Here is a 20,289-nt window from a genome sequence, read left to right on the forward strand (position 1 = left end):
GCCCTTCCGCGGTCTCGTAGGAGGCCACGTACGTCGCGCGCGTGCGGCCGTCGTGCTCGGTGAAGGTGTAGACGTTCATCGAGACCGGCATCTCCGGGTTCGGGGTGAAATCCAGGTCGGCGAACCCGTCCTCGAACGAGAAGCTCCGCGGCTCATCGACCGCCGTGACCTTCCAGTACCCGGCGAACTTCTCGCCCTCCGGGCCGGTCATGAAGTAGTGCACCCGGCCGCCGGGGGTCAGGTCGTGCTCGACCACGGTCGCCGGGTAGGTCGGCGGACCCCACACCTTCTCCAGCTGCCGCGGGTCCGCATAGATCTGCCAGACCCGCTCGATCGGCGCGGCGAACTCGGCGGTGATGGTCAGGGTCCGGGTCTCCAGGTCGTGCTTGACGTCGACGACAGGCATGTGTCAGTCCTCCGGGTCCGAGTGGTTTGCGGTGTCGAGTGCGAGCAGTTCATCGATGCGCGCGATGCGGCCCCGCCAGATCTGTTCCAGCTCGGCGAGCATGGACGCGACCGACCGCACCGCCTCCACGTCGCCGCTGGCCAGTTGCTCGCGACCGTTGCGCCGCTTGGTGAGCAGGCCGGCCCGCTCCAGGACGGCAACGTGCTTCTGCACGGCGGCGAAGCTCATGTCGTACTTCGCGGCGAGCGCGGAAACCGAATGCTCCCCGGCCAGCACCCGGCGCATGATGTCGCGCCGGGTCCGGTCGGCGAGCGCGTGGAACAGGGCGTCCGCCCGCTCCTCGTCGGCCTCGCTCACGGGACCAACATACAACCTACTGGTTGTATGTTGTCAAGGGCTCGGTTCCCGCTGGTGGCGGCGGTCGAGCGGCCGACCACCGCCGGGCACGCGGCGCGACAGCTTCGACCGAGGCTCGGCGGCCTTGAACGAGACCGAGCTCGTCGAGTCGGCAGAAGGCGGTCAAGTCGGGGTAGGCGAAGCCCGCCGGCGGGGAAGCGTCAGACACGTCGAGGTCTTTCGGGATGAGCCTGTAGGAGCCTTCATCCTCGGAAGACTCGACGTCTGTCCCGAAACCGACGCGCCAGCACGTGCGTTACACCCTCGATTGTGAAGAGCCACCAACGCGGCTTGAGAGCCAAGAACAGGCTCATGTGAAAAGCGCTGGCCGAGTCAGCGAGAGGATGGCGAATCCCGCTGAATCGGCCAGCATGCTCTCAAATCCCAAGGAACGCTCTGGCGTTGTCGGCCAGGATGAGCTTCCGCTGCCGATCGTTGAGGAACTCGGCGCGCCGGACGACGTCTGCCGCGGGACGCTCCCCCAGGGGATAGGGGTAGTCGGTTCCGACCATGACCTGTGCGGCGCCGAGGGTATCCACCAGCACGCGCAGCGCCGCGGGTTCGAAGACGGCCGAGTCGACGCTGAACCGCTTCACGTACCTCGACGGCGGCTCCTGTGAGGTGGCAATGACGTCGCTTCGCCTGTGCCATGCGTTTTCGAATCGGCCGAGCCAGAAGGCGAACGACCCGCCGCCGTGCGCGAAACAGATCCGTAGCGTGTCCGGCACCTTGTCGAAGACGCCCCCGAGAATCATGGCGATGATCGACAGGTGGGTCTCCGCAGGCATGCCCGCGAGCCACTGAGCCATCCAGCGATCGAGCCGGGGCGACGACTGCATGTCCCAGGGGTGCACGAACACCGGGACGCCCAAAGCGGCGGCGTGCTGCAGGAAGGTCACCACGCCGGCATCGTCGAGGTCCCGGTCGCCGACGTGGTTGCCGATCTCGACGCCCACGTGACCCGAGGCCACTGCCCGTTCGAGTTCGCGGCAGGCCGCGTCGGGGTCCTGCAGCGGGACCTGGCAGAACGGCAGGAGCCTTCCCTGGCCGGGGGCACAGATCTCCAGGGCGAGATCGTTGAAGATGCGGGCGACCTTCTCCGCATGACCTCCCGGTGTGTCATAGGAGAAGAAAACGGGCGTCGGTGAGACCACCTGGATCTCGACGCCGTCGGCATCCATGTCCGCGAGGCGCACGTTGGCGTCCCAGCAGTCAGAGTGGATTCGCCGGAACTCCTTGGAACCCACCATGATCATGGCCTCGCGCTCGGACTCGACGCGTAGCCATGGCTGGCCGTCCCCGAGGTCTGGCCAACCGCGTGACACGAAGTGGGTATGGGCGTCGATAGTCCCCAACGCGGCTCAGTCCTTACCTGGGTACGGCGTTCCACCGTTGCTGCAGGTACGGGCATCCTCGGTGCCGTAGAGCTGCTCACAGTCGGCGATCCATCTACAGACGTCTGCGACGGGCGGAGCGATCATCGGTCTACCTCCTGGTCGACACGGTTGCCAGGCAAGCGACTGCCTGGATCTCAATGAGCAGATGCGGGTGCGGCAGTTGATGTACAGCGACGGTGGTGCGGGTGGGCCCCGACTCGTCGAAGTACTCGGCGTACACCTCGTTGTAGCCACCGAAGTCGTTCATGTTGACGAGGTAGGTCGTGATCTGAACGAGATCCTCCAGTGATGCACCGGCGGCGGCGAGGATGTCGCGGATGTTGTCGAGCACGGCGCGGGTCTGTGCCTTGATGTCGAGCTTGGTGACGCCCATCTCGTCGACCTCGACGCCCTCGAAGCTGTTGTCGGGACGGCGGCTGCTCGTGCCGGAGACGAAGATCAGGTCCCCGACCACCTTCGCGTGGGGGAACCGGCCGCGTGGCTTCGCCTTGCCCTCGACGAGGAATGCGTCAGCCATCGACGTCACCTCCGACAGTGGTGAGGCAGACGCGGCCGAGCCCGGTGACGGTGGCCACCACTGAGATCCCCGGCTGTGACGGGAGCGAGACGGCGGCGGTGGCGGCCCCGGCGAGGATGATCGATCCGGCCGGGAGCGCCAGACCGTGGTGCCGGGCCATCCGCTTGACCGCCGGCAGTGCGCGAAGCGGATCACCGAGGATGGCGGCGGTCGATCCGGTCTCGACGACCGCGCCATCCAGTTCCAAGACGACCCCGAGGTTGCCCAGGTCGAGACGTGCCTGTGCGCTCTCGAACGGGCGCCAGGGCCCGACCACGAAACGGGCCGCCGAGGTGTTGTCGGCGACGACGTCCTCCAAGCTGAACGTGAAGTCGCGGTACCGGCTGTCGATGATCTCGAGCGCGGGCGCGATCTCCAACACGGCGGTCTGGGGATCGTCGTGCGGGTCGTCGGGGTCGATATCGGGCCCCAGCCGGAAGGCCACCTCCGGCTCGATACGGGGATGGATGAGCCGGCTCACATCGACCTCGCCGCCATCATCGACGCGCATCTCATCGGTGATCACGCCGATGATGGCATCGGAGACGCCCATCTGCAGGGCCTTGGCCTTGCTGGTGAAACCCAGCTTGACGCCGACCGCCGCATCGCCGCGTTCTGTCCGAAGGGCGACACCGGCACGCTGGACGTCATACGCCTTGTCGAGGGTCAGCGAGGTCGTGGCGGTCAGCTGCGGGATCGCGGTCGCGGTGCGCGCCGCGTCGTCGAGCATCGACGCCAGAGCGACGACGTCGGTCATGTTGGCTCCTTCGAGAGGTCCAGCGCGACGTCCACGATCATGTCTTCCTGACCGCCGACCATGTGGCGGCGGCCGAGCTCCAGCAGGATCGCGCGTACGTCGAGGCCGTAGCGTTCCGCGGCCCGTTCGGCATGCAGCAGGAAGCTGGAATACACCCCGGCGTATCCCAGGGTGAGCGTCTCGCGGTCCACCCGCACCGGGCGCTTCTGTAGCGGTCGCACCAATTCCTCGGCCGCGTCCTGCAGGGCGAACAGATCGCAACCGTGCTTCCAGCCCATCAGGTTGGCGACGGCGACGAACGCCTCGATCGGGCAGTTGCCCGCGCCGGCACCCTGTCCGGCGAGCGACGCGTCGACGCGAGAGACGCCGTTCTCCACCGCGACGACGCTGTTCGCGACGCTCAACGAGAGGTTCTCGTGGGCATGGACCCCGATCTGTGTCTCGTCATTGAGTACGTCGCGGTAGGCCCGTACCCGCGCGGCCATGTCCTTGAGAGTCAGCCGGCCGCCGGAGTCGGTGACGTACACGCAGTGCGCACCGTACGACTCCATCAGCTTCGCCTGCCGGGCCAGCCCTTCGGGAGAGTTCAGATGGCTCATCATCAGGAAGCCGGAGACGTCCATGCCGTGCTCGCGGGCCCAGGCAATATGTTGTGCGGCCACATCGGCCTCGGTGCAGTGGGTCGCCACTCGCACGCTCACCACGCCGAGGTCACGTGCGCGTTTGAGATCGTCGATACGTCCGATACCCGGGAGCAGGAGCGTGGTGAGCTTGGCGTTCGTCACCACCTCGGCCGCGGCGGTGATCCACTGTTCATCGGTGTGGGCACCGTGCCCGTAGATCACCGATGAGCCGCCGAGCCCGTCGCCGTGGGTCACCTCGATGGCGTCGACTCCGGCGGCATCGAGGGCGCCCGCGATCGCCTTCACCTGGTCGACGGTGTAAGCGTGGCCGACGGCGTGCATGCCGTCCCGCAGGGTGACGTCCTGGACATAGACCTTGGTCACGATGCGACCTCCTCGGCGCGCTTCGAGATCAGTCGCTCGGCGGCACGGAGGGCGGCCGACGTCATGATGTCGAGGTTGCCCGCGTATTCGGGCAGGTAGTGGCCGGCGCCGTTCACCTCCAGGAAGACCGAGACCTTGGTTCCCTGGAACGGGCGCCCCAACGAAGGCACGAACGCATGCTCCACAGCGTCGTACTGCACGGCCTGCTTGAGCCGGTAACCGGGCACGTACTGTTGCACCTCGGCCACCATCGCCTCGACCGATGCCCTGATCGCCGCTTGGTCGGCCTCCTGGACCAGGCAGAAGACCGTGTCACGCATGACCAGCGGCGGATCGGCCGGGTTCAGCACGATCACGGCCTTGCCCCGCTCGGCACCACCGACCGTCTCGATCGCGGCTGACGTGGTCTCGGTGAACTCATCGATGTTCGCGCGTGTCCCCGGGCCGGCGGACTTCGAGGCGATCGAAGCGACGATCTCCGCGTAGGCCACGGGGGTGACCGCGGAGACCGCGGCGACGATCGGCACCGTGGCCTGGCCGCCGCAGGTGACCATGTTGATGTTGTCAGCGGCGAGGTGCGTGTCGAGGTTCACCGGCGGTACGACGTAGGGGCCGATGGCTGCGGGCGTCAGGTCGACCATGGTCTTGCCGTGTTGCCGCACCAGGTCGTAGTTGCGCCGGTGAGCGGCCGCCGACGTGGCATCGAACACGATCTCGACCTGGCCGAACTCCGGCATCGTCAGCAGCCCGTCGACTCCTTCGTGGGTCGTCCCGATGCCCATCCGTCGGGCTCGGGCGAGACCCTCCGAGCTCTCGTCGATGCCGGCCATCGCCGCGACGTGCAGCACGTCCGACAGGCGCTTGATCTTGAACATCAGGTCGGTGCCGATGTTGCCGGACCCGATGATGGCAGCCGCCACAGTCATCCGGACACTCCTTCCACGAACTGGGCCGAAACATCGCCGAGACCGGAGAGGCGAGCGGTGAGGACGCCGGGGGCCGTGACCGGCACGACAGGGCCGAGCGCACCGGAGAGGATCACGTCACCGGCGCGGAGCGGCGCGCCCTGCCTGGCCAGTGCACGTGCCAGCCACACCACGGCCGTGACCGGGCTGCCGAGACAGGCGGCGCCTGCCCCCGCCGACACGACCTGACCACGCTGTTCGATGACCATCCCAAGCCCCGGGAGGTCCACCTCGTGCAGCAGGCGAGGCATGGTCCCGAGGACGAAGGCACCACTGGACGCGTTGTCTGCGATGGTGTCGCTGATCGTGATATCCCAACCGGAGATTCGGGAGTCGACCACCTCGATGGCCGCGAGCACGCAGTCCGTTGCCCGGACGACGTCAGCGACGTTGGCGGACTCGACATCGAGGTCGCGGCCGAGCACGAAGGCGACCTCGGCTTCGATCCTGGGCTGGAGGAACCGGCCAAGGGGCATGGGCTCGCGGTCGGCATACGCCATGTCGCCGAAGAGCGTGCCGAAGTCAGGGCTGTGTACACCGAGTTGCGCCTGCACCGAGCGTGAGGTCAGACCGATCTTGCGTCCGACGATCCGCTGACCGCCGGCGAGCCGGTGCTCGGTGACCCTCGCCTGGACCTGGTAGGCGGCGTCCTGGTCGGTTTCTCCGATGATGTCGCGGACCGGCGCGCACGGAACCCCGGTCTCGGTGGCAGCGATGAGCTGCATGGCCGCGGCGTTGAGAGCTGCGGTGGTCGTCACAGCTGCACGCACACATTCGTCGGTTCAGTGTAGAAGGCCAGCGAGTGGTGACCGCCTTCACGACCGATGCCGGACAGACCGATGCCGCCGAAGGGTGAGCGGAGGTCGCGGAGGTACCACGTGTTGACCCAGGACATCCCGACGCGCATCTGCTGCGCGACGCGATGGCCTCGCTCGAGGTTCTGGGTCCACACTGCTGCCGCAAGGCCGTACTTCGTGTCGTTGGCCAGCCGGATCCCTTCTTCCTCGGTGTCGAACGGGATGAGGGCGGCGACCGGTCCGAAGACCTCCTCGCGAACGACCCGTGAGGAGTTGTCGAGCCCGGCCCACAGCGTGGGCTCGATCCACGCGCCACCGGCAAGGTCCTCACCGAGGTCGGGGATACGGCCCCCCGTCAGCACATCGGCGCCCTCGGCCTCGGCCAGCTTCAAATAGGACTGGACCTTGTCCCGATGGGCCGCGGAGATCAGCGGCCCCATGGTCGTATGCGGATCCTCGGGCCGGCCGAGCTTCAGCGCCCCTGCCCTCGCCACCAGTCGTCCGACCACCTCGTCGTACACGGGGCGCTCGATGTACACCCGCTCGGTGCACAGGCAGACCTGACCCGTGTTGGTGAAGATCGAGCGGGACAGGCCGTCGACCGCCTTCTCGAGGTCCGCATCGGCGAAGACCAGTGCGGCGTTCTTGCCGCCGAGCTCGAAAGACACCGGCCGCACGCCCGGTGCGACGGCGCGCATGATCGCAGAGCCGGTGGACGATGCACCGGTGAAGGTGACGCCGTCGATGTCCTCGTGTGTGGTGAGGAACTCTCCGGTCGAGTCAGGGCCGAATCCGTGGACCACGTTGTAGACGCCAGCCAGTACTCCGGCCTCCGACATCACCTCGCCGAGCAGGGTCGCGGTGGACGGCGCGTCTTCCGACGGCTTGACCACCACGGCATTCCCGCAGGCGAGCGCAGGCGCAACCTTCCAGGTCAGCAGCAGGAGCGGGAGATTCCATGGCACGATGACCGCTACGACCCCAAGCGGCTTGGCGAGGGCGTAGTTGAGGGCCTGGCGTCCGTCGGGCAGCTCGGTCAGGTACGAATCGAGGCCCTTGGCGCTGACGATGTCGGCGAACGAGCGAAAGTTGGTGACCGCGCGAGCTACGTCGAGCTGCCGGGCCAGGGTGACCGGCTTACCGGTGTCGCGTACCTCCGCGGCGACGAAGTCCTCGAAACGCTCCTCAATGCGATCGGCGATCCGGCGCAGAACCTTGGCGCGGTCCGCGACGGAGGTGCGGCCCCACGGCCCGCCGAGCGCCCGTCGTGCGGCGCCGACTGCGGCATCGACCAGCTCGGAGCCCGCGACATGAACCGTGGCGGCAGCGGTGCCATCAACCGGGCTGATCTTGTCGAACGTGGCCTCCCCTTCGACGTACGTTCCGCCGATGAAGTTCAACAGGGAATTGACTGGCGTTCCGGACATAGCAAAGAGCGTAGAAGCGCGAGCAATGCCCGTCCAATGCCCTTTTCTTGACAAGGCATGCCTAAATTGGCATACAGTTTGCAGGTGAGTGACGACCGCCTGCTCGAGGGGCGACTGAAGCTGCGCCACCTGACCCTGGTCATCAGCATCGCCGACCGGCGCAGCATCGTGGGAGCTGCGGAGGCGTTGCACATCACCCAGCCGGTGGTGACCCGTGGTCTTCGTGAGGTCGAGGACATTTTGGGCGTCAGCCTCTTCGACCGCGGCCCACGCGGCGTGACCCCGACGCTGTTCGGCGAAAGCTTCCTTGAGCACGCACGCGCCGTCATCGCCCAACTGCGGCAGGCGGGCCGGCAGATCGATCTGCTGACCAACGCCGACCTCGGCACCGTCACGGTGGGGACGCACCTCGCCGGCGCCAACCTGCTGCTCCCCAGGGCCATCGCGGCGCTCAAGGAGGAGCACCCCAAGCTGACCGTCGTCGTACGCGAGGCGACCCCCGACATCCTCCAGGCCGCACTGCTGGCCGGAGAGTGTGACCTCGTCGTCGGGCGGCTGACCGCCAAGGCTCCCGCCAGCCTCGTGCAGCAGATGCTGTACCGCGAACCGGTCCGACTGGTGGCCCGCCGGGGACATCCCGTGCACGCGCTCAAGTCGCCGTCTCTCAAGCAGCTGGCGGACTACCCGTGGATCTTTCCGGTGGAGCAGACCACGCTCCGCGGCGAACTCGAGGCATTCTTCGCACAGGAGGGCATCGCCATCCCGGCCAACCGGATCGAGTGCACCTCGATCCTGACTCTGCGCGAGCTGCTGGTGTCGACAGACTTCCTGGCGGCGCTGCCGATGCTGATCGCCACGCAAGACGACAAGCTCGAACTGATCAATACGCAACTGACGTCGATTCGCAGGTCGGTCGGCGTGACCAGGCCTGCCAACCGACCGCTGTCCCCTGGGGCCAAGGCTCTACTCGGCCACCTCCGCCACCAGGCCGCCGGACTCAACCCTGAGCAGGTATGAGAATCGGCTGGGTGTGGGCCGTCGGCTGACTCGATGACAGGGTGTGACGACCCGGGGCGTACGTCATCGGGTCCGCCTCGGTGACCTCGACATCTAGGCGGAGACGGCACGACGATCGATATGCCCATCTGAGCATGTCGCTGACACAAAAGAGCATTAGTCAGGCATGTCCCGTCGTTTCTATGCTCAACGAGATGTCCACACCCACCGCCACCTGGAGAATGCCTCTGCGACTGCTGTCCAATGGCTAGTCCGACCTCGGCCCACGTCAGGTGATAGCTGACAGTCGACTACCCGTACGCATGCAGCAAGCGTCCGGTTGGCCAACGTCGTTCATGCCCCAGGCTTCCTCGACGCCGACTCTCGAACCGTGATCTCCCAGGGACTGCTGTTCGGTTCGGTTTCAGTCCCGCAGAGGTTGAGCCCCTAGGGCCTCGGCCGACTGAGCAACATGAAATCCCTGCACCATCACCGACAACCAGGATGTCTGACATGACCAGCAAAGATTCATTACGTTCGGCGCGGAAGGCATGCCGCGGCCTACTGCTCAAGCTTGCCGCCCCGATCGTCGGCGTGGCCGTTCTGGCCGGCTGTGCGGCAACCACGTCCACCGCGTCCTCGTCGGAGGGAGGACGGGCCGTCAAGGAGTCCGGAGACCTCGTGCGGATCGGGGTCAACCTCGAGCTGTCGGGGGGCGAGGCGGTCATCGGGGACGCGTACCTCAAGGGCATGGAAGCCATGCTGGAAAGTGTCAATGCCAAGGGTGTACTGGGCGGCAAGAAGATCGAGCTCGTCGTCCGGGACAACAAGAGCGAACCGACCGAGTCCCTCCAGATCTCCAAGAAGTTCATGAACGACGATTCGATCGTCGGCATCTTGGGGGCGGGCGCGAGCTCCACCACGCTGTCCTTCGCCAGCGCAGCTGAGTCCCAAGGCGTCCCCGTCATCTCGATGGGAGGCTCCGACGCGATCGTCAAGCCCACGGACCAGCGGCGGTGGATCTTCAAGACCTCACCCCTGTTGAGCCAGAGCGCTGAAGTGCAGGTAGCGGACCTCAAGGCTCGGGGAATCACGACCGTGGCGTACCTGGCCGTCGCCAACGCCTACGGTGACGTCGCGCTTGACTCGTTCACGAAGGTCGCGGAGAGCAACGGCATCGACGTCGTCGCCAGTGAGCGGTTCCAGATGAACGACAAGGACTACTCACCGCAGGTGACCAAGGTTCTGGCCGCCAAGCCCGGGGCTCTCGTCGCGGCCTCGAACCCGCTCGGCTCGGCCATTCTGACGCAGAACGCCAAACAGCTCGGCTGGAAGGAGCCGATCTACTTCGACGTCGGCTCCGGCTCGCCCATCTTCCTGCAGCGCGCAGCTGCCGCGGCCGAGGGTGTCTTCGGTGTCCACCCGGCGGCGATGCTGGGCGACCGTGCTCCCCAGGATCTGCCGAACTACGCCGAGCTCAAGGAGTTCTACTCGACATTCACCGAGAAGTTCGGCGACTTCAGTGGGTTCGCGGCATACGGAGCGGACGCACTCGGGCTGATGGCGGCGGCCATCGACAAGGCGGGGACCACCGACTCGGCCAAGGTGCGCGATGCCCTGGAGAGCCTGAACCACATGGGTGTCGAGGGCGAGTTCCAGATGACCACAGAGGATCACGTTGGGCTCAAGACGTCCTCTCTTCGCCTCCTGCAGGTCCATGACGGACAGTGGACGCTCGCCGACTCTCAGGTCAACCAGTAATGCGGTCTTGGTGAGTCATGGCGGAAGCGATGCAGTACCTCGTGACAGGCCTCGGCGTAGGACTCGTCTACGCAATCATCGGACTGGGCCTTGTGCTGATTTACCAAGTCACCGGGGTGATCAACTTCGCCCAGGGTGAGTTCGTCATGGCGGGAGGTCTCACCTTCGCCCTCGCCGCAGAGGCGGGGTGGCCGCTGGGGGCTGGTCTGGGTGCGGCCATCCTGGTGGCGGGTCTGCTCGGCGTGCTTGTTGAGAAGCTCGTCATCGCACCACGCCGCGACATGAACCCCGGGCGGCAGGTCTTCTTGACGCTAGGGGCTGGCATCGCCATTCGTGGAGTGGCACTCGTGCTGATCGGCACCAATCCTCATTTCGCGCCGCCGATCACGTCAGGTCCCCCGGTTGAATTCTTCGGAGCACGGCTGCCACAGCAGTACCTCTGGATTCTCCTGTCCGCCGCCGTGGTTTCCCTCGGGTTGTGGTTCTTCCTCAACCGGACCTTGCTGGGGGTCTCGATGCGAGCGGTCGCCATCGACCGCATGGCCTCACGAATCGTCGGCGTTTCGCCCGGCCGGATGTCGCTTCTGGCATTCGCTCTTGGCGGCATGCTGGCCGGGCTCGCCGGGTCGGTGCTGGCGCCGCTCCAGAGTCCCGACAGCATGATGGGCCTGCACCTGGGACTCTACGGCTTTGCGGCCGCGGCGATCGGAGGACTGGGATCCACCGTCGGAGCGGCCGTCGGCGGACTCGTCCTTGGTGTCGTCTCATCGGTCGCGGTGGGATTCCTCCCGTCGGGTTACCAGAACGCCGTTGCCTTCGGGTTGCTGGCCATCATCTTGCTGGTGCGACCGAGCGGCCTTCTCGGCTGGAAGGCGGTGACACGGGTATGACCACGACCAAAGACACGGCCTCTCTCCTGGGAGGTGCGGGCCGCAGCGTTCCGCAGGGAAACGGGCGACACGTGTCGCGTCGTGTCCAGTTCGCGGTCTTCGCGCTGATCCTGCTCGCCCTTCCCACCGTGGCCTCCGGGCTCCCCCTGCTCAACCAGTCGCTGCTCGTGCAGGCCGGAATCATCTCCATCGCCGGACTGGGCATCGTCATCCTCGCCGGTTTCGCAGGACAACTGTCGATCGGGCACGCCGCTTTCTTCGGCATCGGCGGGTACGTCAACGCGCTCCTGGTCGTGCGAACTGGAATCTCGCCCCTCGTCGCCACCTTGGTCGGCGCGCTGATCTGCGCCGTACTCTCCTGGCTAATCGGCAGACTGATCTTCCGCACGGCCGGCCACTACCTCGCCTTGGCGACACTTGCGCTCGGCCTCGTCGCCGAGACGGTCGTCAAGGAACAGGACTCGGTGGGCGGCGCCGTCGGCTTGGCGGACATTCCCCCAATTCAGCTCGGGTCCTGGATCCTTTCCGGAGACGCCTCCTATTACTGGCTGGTCGCGGGAGTGCTCTTCGTCGCGACGCTGCTGTGCAGCAATCTGCTGCATTCGGTTGAAGGACAGCGGCTCAAGGCGCTCGGAGACAGCGAGATCGCCACAGCGGCCGCGGGTCTGGAGCCGATGCGGCTGAAGACGCGGTCACTCATCACCTCGGCGGTCCTGGCCAGCGTGGCGGGAAGCCTCTATGCGCACTGGACGTCGTTCATCGACCCCACGATGATGGGACTGCTCCAGTCCGTTCAGTTCCTCATCATCGTGGTCATCGGTGGAATGCGCTCGGTGTGGGGCGCACCCGTCGGAGCGCTGTTCCTGCTCGTCCTCACCGAGGGTGCGCGAGAGACTCTGCCGCTCCTGTCCTCGAACGTCGGCGGCAACTTCGAGATCGCGGTCTATGGCGTGGTGCTGGTCATCTTCCTGCTCTTCCTGCCGCAGGGAATCGTCGGCTTCGCTAGCGAGAAGTGGGCGAACTTCCAGAGGCACCGCAGCACCCGAAGGAAGGGGTGACAGAGTCCGATGTCCCCGATAATCCAGACCTCGGGATTGACCAAGGCATTCGGCGGGGTGATCGCCGTTAACGACGTGGACATCCACATCCAACCCGAGGGGGTGACGGCTCTCATCGGACCCAACGGCGCCGGCAAGACGACCCTGTTCAACCTGATCTCGGGCGCGGTTTCTCCGTCGAAGGGAACGGTGGAGCTGGCCGGCAAGGACATTACCCGACTCAGTGTCGCCGAGCGGGCGAAATTGGGCATGTCGCGAACCTTCCAGACCCCGCAACTGTTCGCCTCGCTGACGGTGCTGGAGAACGTCGTCGTCAGCAGATCCGTACGGCTCGGCTCGTCATACCTCGCAGACCTGCTCGGTGTGCCGGCCCGTACCCGCCGACTGCGTAAGGAGTACGACGTCGCATTCGAGGTGCTCGGCCGGTTCGGAGTAGACAAATTCGCCGATGAATACCCACAGAACCTCCCCTACGGTCATCAGCGAAGGGTCGAGATCGCCAGGGCGGTCGCGTCCGAGCCGCGTGTCATCCTGCTCGATGAGCCGCTGGCCGGGCTCAACGCCACGGAAAGCGCCGAACTCGGCGACCTGTTCATTCAACTCGGCAGGTCCGGCACCGCAGTGGTCCTCGTCGAACATGACGTGGGTACCGTGATGCGGGTGAGCGACTCGGTTTACGTCCTCGAAAACGGTGGACTTATCGCTTACGGAACTCCCGAGCAGGTCCAGCAGAATCCCGCAGTAATGGAAGCCTACCTCGGCCGAGGGTTCGCCGGAGTGAAGCAGCGGAGTGGTCTGTGATGACCGAACTCATCGCTACCGACATCCGATCAGGATACGGCGGGATCGAAGCCGTGCGTGGTGTCAGCCTCACTGTCCAGCCGGGCGAGGTCGTGACAATCATCGGTTCGAACGGAGCAGGTAAGTCGACGCTGCTCAAGACGCTTGTGGGTCTGGTTCCGGCGATGGAGGGCAGGATCTCCATTGGTGGCCGAGACCTCACGAATCTGAGCGTTGAGGACCGGGTCCGTGCGGGCCTGGTGCTTGTGCCCGAAGGGCGTCATGTTTTCAACGGGCTGACCGTCAAGGAGAACCTCCTTCTCGGTGCTTACCACCGACGGCGCGCCTTCGACCGAAAAGGCGAAATCGCCAAGGTGTACGAGGTCTTCCCGATCCTCGCGGAGCGGGAGAACCAGCCGGCGGGAACCCTGTCCGGAGGACAGCAGCAGATGCTCGCCATCGGGCGGGGCCTGATGTCCGACCCGAAGATCATGCTGCTTGACGAGCCCTCCCTGGGGCTGTCTCCGCAGGCAACCGAGCAGGTTGCCGAACGTCTCGCGACGGTTTCCAGGGGTGGCACCACCATGATCGTCGTCGAGCAGAACGCGGAGATGGCCTTCGCTCTCGCCGATCGCGGCTACGTGCTTGTGCGCGGGCAGGTCGTCGCCGCCGCTTCTGTGGCCGAGTTGCGCCTTGACCCCCGGGTGCACGAGGCCTATCTCGGGACCTCCACCGCCTCAGATGCGAGTCCGTCCAGGTAGATCCAACGAAGGAGTAGTTCCACGTGAACATGCGTGATGACTGGCTCATGCTGGCCGTCGATCCGGGGTCGGAGGTCTCAGCCCTACGCAGTACGGCGACGCTCCGGTCGGTCGCCGAAGCGGCGGGTGCTTCCCAAGTCGTGTTTCTGGAGACCATCGATCACCCGGACACCAGCACCGCGTCAGGCCCGGAGTCCTCGCTGATCATCGCCACCGGACCTGGGCTGCACCGCCGCCAGTCGGACGTGGTCGACGCTCTCTGCCGCATGGGCCATCTATCGCCGACCGACCTGGTGCCCCGGCCTTTCACCCCGCTCGGCTACTTCGACTGCTCGCCTCTGCGCGGCGACTATGCGGTGGCCGTGTGCGTGGACTTCGTCCCGACAGCAGACGATGCAGCTGCCCAGGAGTCAGCCTTCGACGAGTGGTACACCCATGAGCACATGAGTGACGTCTGCCGAGCGCCCGGCATTCACCGTGCCTGGCGCGTCGTCGCCGATGACGACACGCCACGGCGGTACTGGTGCATCTACGAGTCCGAGGCGCCGGAGATCTTCATGGCATCCCGTAAGGGACATGCGCCATGGGGCGGTTTGTGGCTGAACAACATCGATAAGTCGACGTTCCGGCGCACCTACTTCAAACTGCACGGCTTCCTGGACACCGAGGCCACGATCACGAAGGAAGTGTCATGAAGACCAGAGCAGCCGTTGTGTTCGCGCCTGGCGAGGAGTGGGAGGTGGTCGAACTCGAACTGGACCCGCCGAAGGCCGGAGAGGTCCAGGTGCAAATGGTCGCAGCGGGTCTTTGCCATTCCGACGAACATATGCGCCTGGGTGAGCTCAAGCCGCGTTACCCGCTGGTCGGCGGGCACGAGGGAGCGGGCATCGTCACCGCTGTCGGGACGTCGACCAGCAGATTGGCGGTTGGGGACCATGTCGTGTTCTCCTTCCGGCCCGTGTGCGGTCGGTGTCGGTACTGTGTGACCGGCAAAAGTAACTTGTGTAACGAAAGCGCCCGGCTGTTTGAGGGCTGCCTGCCGGACGGCACGTTCCGGTTCCATCACAACGGCGAGGACGTCGGAGCCAACAGCATGCTGGGAACATTCTCCGAGCATGCTGTGGTGCCGGAGATCTCGTGCATCACGGTGCCCAAGGACCTACCGCTGGAGGTGATGGCTCTCCTCGGCTGTGCCGTGCCCACCGGTTGGGGCGCGGCCGTCCACAGCGCCGCCGTTCGTCCCGGGGACGTGTGCGTTGTCCTCGGCGCCGGCGGAGTGGGGAGCAACGCTGTCCAGGGTGCCGTTCACGCCGGAGCCCGCCAGGTGATGGTGCTGGACCCGTCTCCTGCGAAGACGTCCCTTGCCCTGACCCTGGGTGCCACCCAGGCCTTCACCGTGGAAGAAGACCTGCGAAAGGCGGTCCACGAGGCCACCCACGGAGACGGTGCTGATCAGGTGATCGTGGCGGCAGGTGTGCCGGGGCTGGCCGAGACGGGTTTCAGTCTTCTCCGCAAGGCGGGCACGCTCGTGCTGGCGGCTCTTGGAGACCCGGAGAAGGTTCGGCTGGACCTGCCGGTAGCCCTCGTGGCACGTGCCGACATGGTGATCCGAGGTAGTGCACTCGGGGAGTGCAACGTCACGGTCGACATTCCACGATTGATCGAGATGTACCGGCAGGGATCCCTCAAACTCGACGAGTTGGTGTCCGGACGGTACTCGTTGGATCAGATCCGGCAGGGCTATCAGGACCTTCACTCGGGTGCGAACCTTCGGGGCGTGATCATCCACTGAACGAGTGCTCCTGGGAGGTGGACTGCCCCGCAAATTCCGGACTGTGATCTGGTTGCTTGTCGAAACACACGCCCGTGCGCCCCATCGATCGGCGAATCCACAAGTGCTCGGCGGTCGCAGCGAACGCCTCGGACATGTACTGGCCAGCCTCAACGAGGAAACAGTTGCGAACCGCCATGCGCAGCGCGTCGATGACCAGGTCGGCGCGCGAGTGATCGGCCATGGCGTAGCCACGGGGACGGCGGCCTGCACCGGGACGCCGCGCGCGAGCGCTGGATCGCGTCCGTGACGGTGGGCTACACCCCATCGGGCAAGCGGATCGTTGGACGCGGAAGCGGCCGGACCAAGGCCGAGGCGAAGAACAACCTCAAGGAGATCATCCGCCGCCACAGCGATGGCCTCGCAGCCGCGCCCCGGGTACACCGTCGCGTGGGCGGTGAACGACTGGCTGAGGGGACGCGACGCCAGCACCGTCGAGAAGGCCCGCACGCTGAGCACGCGGACGTTGCAGGACCTCCGCTCGATCCTGAGCCGATCCGTGGCTCGGGCCCAGGCACGCGACAAGGTGAAGCGGAACGTGGTGCTGCTGTGCGAAACCCCGCGCGGTCAGCCGGGCCGGCCGTCGGAGGCGCTCAGGCTCGCAGAGGCGGAGGCGTTGCTGACCGTGGCCGAGGGCTCGACGATCGGGGCGTACCTCGTGCTGTCACTGTTGACCGGTGCGCGGACCGAGGAACTCCGCTCGCTGACCTGGGCCCACGTCGACCTCGACGATGATCCGACGCCACTCCCCCCGGTGCCCGCACACATGATGGTGTGGCGCTCGGTCCGGGCTGGCGGCGACACCACGACCCGCAAGTCGCGCCGGACGATCGCGCTCCCGCAACGCTGCGTCGACGCGCTCCGGGCCCAACGGGTCCGCCAGGCCGCCGGTTGGCCGGCATCCGATGGATCGACACCGACCTCGTATTCGCCTCCGAGATCGGCACCCCGCTCGACGGGGCCAACGTCCGCCGCGCGTTCCGCCGAATCGCGGCGGCTGCCGGTCTCCCGGCAGAAGTGTGGACGCCACGGGAGCAGCGGCACAGCTTCGTCTTGCTGCTCTCCGATGACGGGGTGCCGATCGAGCAGATCTCCCGGCTCGTCGGACACAACGGCACGTCGGTGACCGAGCTGGTCTACCGGAAGCAGATCCGTCCGGTGCTCGACGATGGAGCGACGGCCATGGACCGGATCTTCCCCGCGGCAGGAACGTAGTCACTGAGTTAGTCACTCACAACGTCAGAGGCCCCGTCCGATGATCTCGGATGGGGCCTCTGGGCTGCGTGGGCGATACTGGGATCGAACCAGTGACCTCTTCGGTGTGAACGAAGCGCTCTCCCCCTGAGCTAATCGCCCGTGCCGTCGTAGACCTTACAACACTAGAACAACGGGCTTCGCAGCCAGGTCCACTGCGCGAGCCCGGTCCAGCTGGCGACGGTGTTGAACACGTTGAGCAGGTAGAGCGTGCCGAGGACGACGAGGCAGGTGGCGCTCAGCACCGACAGCCGGACGCCCAGGTGCTGCCGGGCGAGCCAGGCGGTCCACGCGTCGTACTTGCCGCGGGCGAAGTGCAGCAGCCGCCGGGCCCACTCGAACTCGCTGGCGAGGATGGCCAGGCCCAGGAACACGATGAGCCAGCCCGGGCCCGGGTACGGGATCGCGACGATGCCGCCCGCCAGCACGAGCCCGCCGAGAACTCCAACCCCGATCCGGTAGGTGCGGCGCAGCGCCGGCCGGTGCGCGATCCGGGCGCGCAGCCTGGCCAGCCGGGTCTGCTCCGACTCGTCGGTGTCGTTCAGGTTTCCACCCGTCCGCTCGCAATGATCGTCCGCGGTGCGGCCGGAGCAGGACAACCAGGTTCGATCGAGATCGCAGAGGTCGTGAACTCGTCAGCCGCGGTGACCGATGCTACAGGGCGAGGTCCGGTCTGGCCGTCCGTCACCTCGAACGTGCCGATGGCCCTCGGCCCACCTCATCAGGGATCCCCACAGGGCGTAGGCCTCGCGACCCGGCATCACGGTGTGCGCGCTCCCGTCATCGAGGCGGATGCGACGGGCCAGCGGGTAGGCCTGCCTCTGCCCTGCGCGATGCCCGTCGAGGATGCGATCGCGTGTGTCGTCGGATGTCTCGGCCGTCAGCGGGATCCGCGCGTGCGGCCTTCGCTGTCCGCGCAGCTCGGTTCCGGCGAACGCTGCAAGCCAGGTCACATCCGCTACCGCAAGTCCCTGACCGGGCGTGACGGACTCGTCCCGGTGAATCTTGTGGCAGTCGGGACAGACTGCGCGTACCCGACCGTCACCGCATCGCGCCACGCTCGTTTTGTGCATGACAGATCACGCGGCACGACGGAAGAGGATGCAGGATGCGCGGCGAGTACCTGACCATCTGCTCATCAGCGATCTTCGAGTTGATCACATCTGATGCGCCGGTCGTGCCCGTCAACGTCGAGTTGTCATATTCCAGCCGAGACCCCTACGCGGTGCAGGCGACCTTCCAGACCGGTGGCGACTCATCGGTGAGGTGGGTTTTCGCCCGTGACCTGCTAGCCGACGGGCTGGTCGCAGAGGCCGGAACCGGCGATGTGAAGGTGCAGCCGCTCCCCCACGACCTCAGCCGGATCGAGCTCGAACTGACCTCACCTTCGGGCCACGCCGTCTTCACCACATGTGCCGCCGGACTCGCCGAGTTCCTGGACCGGACCTTCGAGGCTGTCCCGCCCGGGAGCGAGTACTCCTGGCTCGACTTCGACGCTGCGCTGTCGAACCTGCTGGCCAACCATCGAGCCCGCGACTGAATTCGCAGGTCGGAGGCGCTCCGCGAGCAAGCGGAGGGGCCGGTTTTGAACCGTCCGAGGGCCTGCGCTAATGTTCTCCACATCGCACCGACCGGTGCACATGCGGACGTAGCGCAGCTGGTAGCGCATCACCTTGCCAAGGTGAGGGTCGCGGGTTCGAATCCCGTCGTCCGCTCGGAGGAACCTCGGGTCTGCGCCGGACCTCCAGGGCTTGGGCCGACGGAGCTGTAGTCCGGAGGGTCAGGCGGAGTGGCCGAGTGGCTTAGGCAAGGGCCTGCAAAGCCCTGTACGCGGGTTCGATTCCCGCCTCCGCCTCGGGCGATTAGCTCAGTGGGAGAGCGCTTCCTTGACACGGAAGAGGTCACTGGTTCAATCCCAGTATCGCCCACCACCCGAACGGCCTGGTCAGAGCCTCGCAAGAGGATCACCGACCAGGCCGTTCGTCGTTGCCGGGGCTCGTGAGTCATCAGAAAGTCATCCGACCGGCACGAGAGCACCCGCCGGCCCGTCCTCGTCGTCGTCCTCGCCCAGGGCGCGGAGGATGCGGTCGTGGCCGTCGGTCCGCCGCGTGTAGAGGTCGAGCGTCGTCGTCGAGCGCTCGTGTCCCATCACCCGCTGGACCATGTTGATCGGGACGCCATCGTCCACGAGCCAAGTGGCGTAGGAGTGCCGGAGGTCGTGGAAGCGCAGCCCGCCGGCGGCTGAGCGAGCGAGGTGCTGCACGGCCTCGCGCTCGGTCGGGAACTCCTTCGTGTGCTCGCCCCCGTCGCCGTCCGTCCAGCCGGCCCGGACGGTGTGCTCGTCGACGACCACGAGTTGCCCGAGCAGGCCGGCGCGGACGAGGGCGGGCCGCCAGACCCGGGACCGGAACAGCGTCCGGCGGAGCGGCTTGCCGACGGAGTTGCCGAACAGCAGCCCGTGATCACCAGCCGGGAACAGGTCGAGGTGTTCAGCGAGGATCGGCAGTAGCCACGCCGGGAGCGGGATGGTTCGCCGGCCAGCCGCGCTCTTCGGGAACGCCTTGAACCGGGTGTTCCCGCTGACCTCCACGACGGTGCGGATCACGCGGAGTTGCCGCCGGTCGAGGTCCAGGGCGTCCAGGCACAGGCCGGTTGCCTCACCCCACCGGAGCCCGGTGCCGGCCGCCGTGCCGACCAGGGCGCGGTAGCGCGTCGGGACAACGGGGAGCAGCCGGCCGCGAAGGTCGTCGCGGCTGATGACCTGGTGGTCGGTGTCGCGCTTGCGCTGCTTCGGAAGCCGCACGCCTTCGCACGGGTTGAACGCGATGATCCGGCTCCGGACGGCCGAGCGGAGCACCGCGGACAGCAGCCGGTGGCACTGCGCGACGGTCGCGGGGGCACGACGCTCGCCGAGAGCGCTGATCCACTCCTGAACGGCGAGGTGATCGATCTTGCCCAGCGGCCACTCCCCCCACTTCGCCACCACGTGGTTGCGCATGATCGACGCGTCCCGGGCGCGGGTGGTGGCCTCGTCGTTGCGGCTCGCGAGCCAGCGCTCTGCGAGGACCTCGAACTTCATCCGACCGGCGTGTGGGTCGACGTACGTGCCCTTGGTGATCGTCGTGTCCAGCTCGGCGAGGAACCGGGCCGCCTCCTTCTTCGTGCGGAAGGTCTTGGCTCGCAGCCGGCCCGACGGCTCCCGCCAGTTGGCGCGGTAGTTCCCGGCCGGGGTCTTGGAGATGTTCGACAT

22 protein-coding genes and 4 tRNA genes are annotated in these 20,289 nt (G+C 66.5%); 13 read left to right on the plus strand and 13 right to left on the minus strand.

All coding sequences use genetic code 11. From position 1 onward, the window contains the following. The 9 genes from ACFQE5_RS05235 to ACFQE5_RS05275 form a co-directional block, all read right to left on the minus strand. On the minus strand, positions 1 to 406 hold a 406-nt coding region (locus tag ACFQE5_RS05235), incomplete at its 3' end, for an SRPBCC family protein (RefSeq protein WP_379583392.1). Between the two features lie 3 nt (positions 407 to 409). After that, a complete protein-coding gene (locus ACFQE5_RS05240) occupies positions 410 to 763 on the minus strand; it encodes an ArsR/SmtB family transcription factor (protein WP_379583394.1) in 354 nt (117 codons plus the stop codon). Positions 764 to 1,179: 416 nt separating this feature from the next. Then, positions 1,180 to 2,157 (minus strand): amidohydrolase family protein, encoded by a 978-nt coding sequence (locus tag ACFQE5_RS05245; protein ID WP_379583396.1) that lies wholly within the window; start codon positions 2,155 to 2,157, stop codon positions 1,180 to 1,182. A gap of 130 nt (positions 2,158 to 2,287) precedes the next feature. After that, a complete protein-coding gene (locus ACFQE5_RS05250; protein WP_379583398.1) occupies positions 2,288 to 2,716 on the minus strand; it encodes a RidA family protein in 429 nt (142 codons plus the stop codon). Further along, positions 2,709 to 3,512, minus strand: a complete 804-nt coding sequence (locus ACFQE5_RS05255) for a 2-keto-4-pentenoate hydratase (RefSeq protein WP_379583400.1) — start codon at positions 3,510 to 3,512, stop codon at positions 2,709 to 2,711. The genes ACFQE5_RS05250 and ACFQE5_RS05255 overlap by 8 nt, the downstream gene beginning before the upstream one ends. Next, the gene (gene dmpG / locus ACFQE5_RS05260; RefSeq protein WP_379583402.1) at positions 3,509 to 4,519 is read right to left on the minus strand and encodes a 4-hydroxy-2-oxovalerate aldolase; all 1,011 of its coding nucleotides are present in this window, start codon (positions 4,517 to 4,519) and stop codon (positions 3,509 to 3,511) included. Before dmpG ends, ACFQE5_RS05255 begins: the two co-directional genes overlap by 4 nt. Next, a complete protein-coding gene (locus ACFQE5_RS05265) occupies positions 4,516 to 5,445 on the minus strand; it encodes an acetaldehyde dehydrogenase (acetylating) (RefSeq protein WP_379583404.1) in 930 nt (309 codons plus the stop codon). Before ACFQE5_RS05265 ends, dmpG begins: the two co-directional genes overlap by 4 nt. Beyond that, complete coding sequence (locus ACFQE5_RS05270) at positions 5,442 to 6,242, minus strand: 2-keto-4-pentenoate hydratase (RefSeq protein ID WP_379583406.1); 801 nt, start codon at positions 6,240 to 6,242, stop codon at positions 5,442 to 5,444. The genes ACFQE5_RS05265 and ACFQE5_RS05270 overlap by 4 nt, the downstream gene beginning before the upstream one ends. Next, complete coding sequence (locus ACFQE5_RS05275; RefSeq protein ID WP_379583409.1) at positions 6,239 to 7,837, minus strand: 2-hydroxymuconic semialdehyde dehydrogenase; 1,599 nt, start codon at positions 7,835 to 7,837, stop codon at positions 6,239 to 6,241. Before ACFQE5_RS05275 ends, ACFQE5_RS05270 begins: the two co-directional genes overlap by 4 nt. On the opposite strand from ACFQE5_RS05275, the gene ACFQE5_RS05280 reads away from it, so the two are divergent. From ACFQE5_RS05280 to ACFQE5_RS05315, 8 genes are all read left to right on the plus strand, one after another. Then, positions 7,793 to 8,725: a LysR substrate-binding domain-containing protein gene (locus ACFQE5_RS05280; RefSeq protein ID WP_379583412.1), complete on the plus strand. Its 933-nt coding sequence runs from the start codon at positions 7,793 to 7,795 to the stop codon at positions 8,723 to 8,725. The two genes, ACFQE5_RS05275 and ACFQE5_RS05280, sit on opposite strands and share 45 nt — an antisense overlap. 492 nt (positions 8,726 to 9,217) lie before the next feature. After that, a complete protein-coding gene (locus ACFQE5_RS05285; RefSeq protein ID WP_379583414.1) occupies positions 9,218 to 10,465 on the plus strand; it encodes an ABC transporter substrate-binding protein in 1,248 nt (415 codons plus the stop codon). A gap of 17 nt (positions 10,466 to 10,482) precedes the next feature. Then, positions 10,483 to 11,355, plus strand: a complete 873-nt coding sequence (locus ACFQE5_RS05290) for a branched-chain amino acid ABC transporter permease (protein ID WP_379583416.1) — start codon at positions 10,483 to 10,485, stop codon at positions 11,353 to 11,355. Between the two features lie 128 nt (positions 11,356 to 11,483). Next, positions 11,484 to 12,413 (plus strand): branched-chain amino acid ABC transporter permease, encoded by a 930-nt coding sequence (locus ACFQE5_RS05295; protein WP_379583418.1) that lies wholly within the window; start codon positions 11,484 to 11,486, stop codon positions 12,411 to 12,413. Between the two features lie 36 nt (positions 12,414 to 12,449). Continuing rightward, positions 12,450 to 13,214 carry an ABC transporter ATP-binding protein gene (locus tag ACFQE5_RS05300; protein ID WP_379583420.1) on the plus strand — a complete coding sequence of 255 codons (765 nt, stop codon included), beginning with the start codon at positions 12,450 to 12,452 and terminating at the stop codon, positions 13,212 to 13,214. After that, positions 13,214 to 13,954 (plus strand): ABC transporter ATP-binding protein, encoded by a 741-nt coding sequence (locus ACFQE5_RS05305; RefSeq protein WP_379583422.1) that lies wholly within the window; start codon positions 13,214 to 13,216, stop codon positions 13,952 to 13,954. The genes ACFQE5_RS05300 and ACFQE5_RS05305 overlap by 1 nt, the downstream gene beginning before the upstream one ends. 23 nt (positions 13,955 to 13,977) lie before the next feature. Continuing rightward, positions 13,978 to 14,649 (plus strand): hypothetical protein, encoded by a 672-nt coding sequence (locus ACFQE5_RS05310; protein ID WP_379583424.1) that lies wholly within the window; start codon positions 13,978 to 13,980, stop codon positions 14,647 to 14,649. Further along, positions 14,646 to 15,746, plus strand: coding sequence for an NDMA-dependent alcohol dehydrogenase (locus ACFQE5_RS05315; RefSeq protein WP_379583426.1), 1,101 nt, complete (start codon positions 14,646 to 14,648; stop codon positions 15,744 to 15,746). The genes ACFQE5_RS05310 and ACFQE5_RS05315 overlap by 4 nt, the downstream gene beginning before the upstream one ends. Here the strand turns inward: ACFQE5_RS05315 and ACFQE5_RS05320 are convergent. Next, complete coding sequence (locus ACFQE5_RS05320) at positions 15,736 to 15,969, minus strand: hypothetical protein (protein WP_379583428.1); 234 nt, start codon at positions 15,967 to 15,969, stop codon at positions 15,736 to 15,738. The genes ACFQE5_RS05315 and ACFQE5_RS05320 overlap by 11 nt on opposite strands. 707 nt (positions 15,970 to 16,676) lie before the next feature. Here ACFQE5_RS05320 and ACFQE5_RS05325 point away from each other — a divergent pair. Then, positions 16,677 to 17,000 carry a tyrosine-type recombinase/integrase gene (locus ACFQE5_RS05325; protein WP_379583430.1) on the plus strand — a complete coding sequence of 108 codons (324 nt, stop codon included), beginning with the start codon at positions 16,677 to 16,679 and terminating at the stop codon, positions 16,998 to 17,000. A gap of 69 nt (positions 17,001 to 17,069) precedes the next feature. Here ACFQE5_RS05325 and ACFQE5_RS05330 read toward each other — a convergent pair. Together ACFQE5_RS05330 and ACFQE5_RS05335 are read right to left on the minus strand one after the other, a co-directional pair. Next, positions 17,070 to 17,141, minus strand: a tRNA-Val gene (locus tag ACFQE5_RS05330). Positions 17,142 to 17,164: 23 nt separating this feature from the next. Further along, positions 17,165 to 17,638, minus strand: a complete 474-nt coding sequence (locus tag ACFQE5_RS05335; RefSeq protein ID WP_379583433.1) for a TIGR02611 family protein — start codon at positions 17,636 to 17,638, stop codon at positions 17,165 to 17,167. A 509-nt stretch (positions 17,639 to 18,147) separates the two neighbouring features. Here ACFQE5_RS05335 and ACFQE5_RS05340 point away from each other — a divergent pair. From ACFQE5_RS05340 to ACFQE5_RS05355, 4 genes are all read left to right on the plus strand, one after another. Beyond that, a complete protein-coding gene (locus tag ACFQE5_RS05340; RefSeq protein ID WP_379583435.1) occupies positions 18,148 to 18,579 on the plus strand; it encodes an SsgA family sporulation/cell division regulator in 432 nt (143 codons plus the stop codon). Positions 18,580 to 18,681: 102 nt separating this feature from the next. Beyond that, positions 18,682 to 18,754 (plus strand) — tRNA-Gly (locus ACFQE5_RS05345). 68 nt (positions 18,755 to 18,822) lie between these two features. Next, positions 18,823 to 18,894 (plus strand) — tRNA-Cys (locus ACFQE5_RS05350). A gap of 1 nt (position 18,895) precedes the next feature. After that, positions 18,896 to 18,970, plus strand: a tRNA-Val gene (locus ACFQE5_RS05355). Between the two features lie 83 nt (positions 18,971 to 19,053). Here the strand turns inward: ACFQE5_RS05355 and ACFQE5_RS05360 are convergent. After that, entirely contained in the window at positions 19,054 to 20,289 is a 1,236-nt protein-coding gene (locus ACFQE5_RS05360) for a tyrosine-type recombinase/integrase (RefSeq protein ID WP_379583437.1), read from the minus strand.

Source organism: Pseudonocardia hispaniensis (assembly GCF_042658695.1).
In the GTDB taxonomy this organism is placed as follows: Bacteria; Actinomycetota; Actinomycetes; order Mycobacteriales; family Pseudonocardiaceae; genus Pseudonocardia; species Pseudonocardia hispaniensis.